Genomic DNA, 3,041 nt, shown 5'->3' with positions numbered 1-3,041 from the left:
GCGCCGGATGGCGCGCGGCAGGCTTGCTTTTACTTGTTGTATTCCTCGGCCGGCTGGTCGGACGGCGTCTTCACCAGGCCCGCCATGATCTTGCCCATGGGCAGGTTCACGCTGGTGTTCTTCGGCGGGATCGGCTGCATGAACCACTTGGTGTACAGCAGGTTCAGCTCGCCGGCCTTCATGGCGCCGCGGATGTAGTCGTCCACCGCCTTCTTGAAGCCGGCGTCGTCCTTGCGCATCATGATGGCGATCGGCTCGACGTTCAGCGTCTCGCCGGTGATCATGAAGTCCTTGGGCGACTTGGACGAGGCGATCAGGCCGGCCAGGATGTTGTCGTCCATCACGAAGGCGTCGGCGCGCCCGGACTCCAGCAGCAGGAAGCTGTCGGCGTGGTCCTTGCCGTACACCTCGGTGAAGGTGACGCCGGCCCCGCGCTTGTGCTTGCGCAGCAGCGCCACCGAGGTGGTGCCGGTGGTGGTGGCCACGTTCTTGCCCTTGAGGTCGGCGATGGACTTGATGCCGGACGTCGTCTTGACCGCCGTGCGCACTTCGGTCACGTAGGTGGTGAGCGCGAAGGACACATCCTTCTGGCGGGTGGCGTTGTTGGTGGTGGAGCCGCACTCGATGTCCACGGTGCCGTTCTGCACCAGCGGAATGCGGTTGGCCGAGGTCACCGGCACGTATTCCACCGGCACGCCCGGCAGCACGGCCTTCAGGATGCGCTGGCACAGCTCCACGTGGTAGCCGGTGTACTGGTTGTTGCCCAGCGTGAAGGACAGCGGCGCGGAGGACTCGCGCACACCCATCACCACCTTGCCGGCGGCCTTGGCCTTGGCCAGCGTGTCGGTGGCCTGGGCGTGGACGGCACCGGCCGCCAGCAGCGCGACCCCGATTGCCAATAGATGCTTCTTCATTCGATTTCTCCTGAGTTGGGCGCCGCAAGGGCGACATGGAATTCTAGGGATTCGCGGCCCGGGAACCACCCCGTAGCTACCCGCCCCTGTGCGAAAGCAGGCTTCGTGCCCGCGCCCATGGTAATGGCGGTCCTGGCTGGCAATGCCGCTTTCTCGTAGCCATCCCGGATTCAGCCGAAACCATGGGACGCCTGGAAAAAGTGGCGCGACTGTAGGGCCGCCATCGCGGGGGCGCCAATGCCGTTTGCGCGCAGCTTTATGCAAGATGGTTATGGGAGGGCCGCGCCGGCAGGTTGCGCCGCCTGCGCCGCCAGGAAGGCCCACAGCGCCTGCGCCGTGCCCTTGCCGGCCTGCTGCGCGGTGGGCCGCTCGCGGTAGGCGCGCACCTCCATCACCATTTCCAGGCTGGCCAGCTCGGGCGGCACCGGGCTCACCAGCCGGTGCGCGTGCAGCTCTTTGCGCGCCGCGCTGGAGGGGAGGAAGGCGATGCCGTGGCCTTCCAGCGCCATCACTTTCAGGCCCTCGGCCATGTCGGTTTCGTAGACCCGGTCCAGGTGGATGGGGGTGCCCGCCTGCTTCAGGATCAGGTCGGCCATGCGCCCCAGATACGCACCCGGCGCGTACCCCAGGTACGGCAGCGGATGGCCCGGCCGGCCCGGCAGCCGGAACATCGGCTCGCCCTGGGCGTCGGGCTTGCAGTACGGCGCCAGGCTCTCCTGGCCCAGCACCACCATCTCGTAGCGGTCGGCGTCCAGCTGCAGCGGCTGCGAGGGATGGTGGTAGGCGATCAGCAGGTCGCAGCTGCCCTCCACCAGCCGCATGGCGGCGTCATGCACGTTCAGCGCGATCAGCCGGCTCTTGATCGGCCCGAAGGCTTCGCGCAGCGTGGAGATCCAGGCCGGAAAGAAGGTGAAGGCCAGGGTGTGCGGCGTGGCGAACTCGATGACGTCCTGCCCGGCCGCGGCGTGGCCGCGCAGCATGGCGCGCGTGGTCTGCAGCGCCTGCAGCATCTCCAGCGACTGCGCATACAGCGTCTGGCCGGCCGGCGTCAGGCGGGTGGGGTAGGAGCTGCGGTCCACCAGGTCGGTGCCGGCCCAGGCCTCCAGCGCCTGGATGCGGCGCGAGAACGCGGGCTGGGTCACGTGGCGCAGCTGCGCCGAGCGGCTGAAACTGCGGGTTTCCGCCAAGCTCACGAAATCTTCCAGCCACTTTGTCTCCATGGGGCTGGATTATTGCCGGGCACGGCCGGTTCAGGCGGTCTGCGGGCCGGCGAACACCAGCCGGTTGCCGAACGGGTCGCGCACCTGCATCTCGCGCCGGCCCCAGGGCGTGTCCTCGACCCCGGGCCGGGCGTAGCCGTAGGCCTTGGCCAGCAGTCCCTGCTGCATCGACGTCGTCCACGTCGATGCGCACCGCGGCCCCGGGCGAGCAGTCGCCGTGGTGTTCCGACAGGTGCAGGATGCACTCGCCGCTGGACACCTGCAGGTACAGCGGCAACGCGGGCTCGAAGCGGTGCTCCCAGTCGACCTTGAAGCCCAGGAAGTCCAGGTAGAACTCGCGCGCCTTGGCTTCGTCGAAGATGCGCAGGATGGGGATGATCTTGCCGAGCTTCATGCTTCCTCCTCGTGGCAGGCCACGCAGAACTTGTTGCCGTCGGGATCGCGGAAATACGCCCCGTAGTAATGCGCGTGGTAGTGCGGCCGCGGCCCCGGCGGGCCTTCGCAGCTGCCGCCGTGTGCCAGGGCGGCGGCATGCGCTTCGCGCACCACCTGCCGGCTGGCCGCAGCGAAGGCCACCATCTGGCCGTTGCCCGCGTCGTGCGGCTGCCCGTCGTATGGCTTGCAGATCACGAACAGCGGCCGCGCGCCGCCGGCACCGTGCCAGCCGGCCCAGGGCTTCTCCGGCGCGTGGAAGCGCAGGTCCAGGCCGAGCGCGCGCATCACCGCAGCATGGAACGCGAAGGCGCGTTCGAAGTCGGTGACGCTGATGAAGACGTGGGAGAACATGGTGCTCCTTGCGGCTCAGCCGCCCGGCAGGTCGCCGCGGTAGGCCAGGTGGACCTTGTTGCCGTCCGCATCGCGCAGGTAGGCGCCGTAGTAGCCCTCGCCGTAGCGGCCGCGCGGCCCC

3 protein-coding genes and 2 pseudogenes are annotated in these 3,041 nt (G+C 68.5%); all 5 read right to left on the bottom strand.

What is annotated here, in order from left to right; translation table 11 throughout:
* Positions 1–29: 29 nt before the first annotated feature.
* A complete protein-coding gene (locus tag H0U68_RS20525) occupies positions 30–914 on the bottom strand; it encodes an amino acid ABC transporter substrate-binding protein (RefSeq protein ID WP_296358757.1) in 885 nt (294 codons plus the stop codon).
* Positions 915–1,183: 269 nt separating this feature from the next.
* The gene (locus H0U68_RS20520; RefSeq protein WP_296358756.1) at positions 1,184–2,134 is read right to left on the bottom strand and encodes a LysR substrate-binding domain-containing protein; all 951 of its coding nucleotides are present in this window, start codon (positions 2,132–2,134) and stop codon (positions 1,184–1,186) included.
* Between the two features lie 30 nt (positions 2,135–2,164).
* A pseudogene (locus tag H0U68_RS20515) lies at positions 2,165–2,528 on the bottom strand (glyoxalase superfamily protein).
* Positions 2,525–2,920 carry a VOC family protein gene (locus H0U68_RS20510; RefSeq protein ID WP_296358755.1) on the bottom strand — a complete coding sequence of 132 codons (396 nt, stop codon included), beginning with the start codon at positions 2,918–2,920 and terminating at the stop codon, positions 2,525–2,527. The pseudogene H0U68_RS20515 and the gene H0U68_RS20510 overlap by 4 nt, the downstream one beginning before the upstream one ends.
* 15 nt (positions 2,921–2,935) lie before the next feature.
* Positions 2,936–3,041, bottom strand: a pseudogene (locus tag H0U68_RS20505) (VOC family protein); the annotation flags it as partial.

Origin of the sequence: Ramlibacter sp., assembly GCF_013697775.1 — a bacterium.
Classification (GTDB): domain Bacteria; phylum Pseudomonadota; class Gammaproteobacteria; order Burkholderiales; family Burkholderiaceae_C; genus Ramlibacter.
Note: the sequence above shows the minus strand (reverse complement) of the source record. Positions and strands in the feature narration are given on the sequence as shown.

Coding starts and splice junctions, on each gene's coding strand:
- H0U68_RS20525 (WP_296358757.1), bottom strand. CDS start 914: ATGAAGAAGCATCTATTGGCAATCGGGGTCGCGCTGCTGGCGGCCGGT.
- H0U68_RS20520 (WP_296358756.1), bottom strand. CDS start 2,134: ATGGAGACAAAGTGGCTGGAAGATTTCGTGAGCTTGGCGGAAACCCGC.
- H0U68_RS20510 (WP_296358755.1), bottom strand. CDS start 2,920: ATGTTCTCCCACGTCTTCATCAGCGTCACCGACTTCGAACGCGCCTTC.